Raw genomic sequence first — 330 nt, 5'->3', positions numbered from 1 at the left:
CTGGTGGTGGCGCAAGGGGAACACCCCCGCCTCTACTCCGACGGCCTGGTCGCGAGCCAGCTGCACTGGGTGGATCGCACCCCCATTCGGGCGCCGCGCCGCTGCACCGTCAAGACCCGTTACCGTCAGGAAGATATCCCCTGCCTGATCCAGCCCATCGACGATGAGACCATCCGGGTCATCTTCGACGAGAAACAGGCTGCGGTGACCCCGGGCCAGTCCGCCGTCTTCTACGACGGGGAAGTGTGCCTGGGCGGCGGCATCATAGAACAGCGTTTCAGCCATCCAGTGTAAGGGCTGGACGCCCACAAGCGTCCGCGCTGTACTCCC

The 330-nt window shown here is 65.5% G+C and carries 1 protein-coding gene; it reads left to right on the top strand.

Annotated features, from left to right (window positions below; genetic code table 11):
* Positions 1 to 294 (top strand): aminomethyltransferase beta-barrel domain-containing protein (locus tag BN1119_RS07585; protein WP_041996064.1); only part of this gene is annotated, 294 nt, incomplete at its 5' end.
* Between the last annotated feature and the right edge of the window lie 36 nt (positions 295 to 330).

It is taken from the genome of Aeromonas bivalvium (assembly GCF_000819765.1).
Classification (GTDB): domain Bacteria; phylum Pseudomonadota; class Gammaproteobacteria; order Enterobacterales; family Aeromonadaceae; genus Aeromonas; species Aeromonas bivalvium.
Note: the sequence above shows the minus strand (reverse complement) of the source record. Positions and strands in the feature narration are given on the sequence as shown.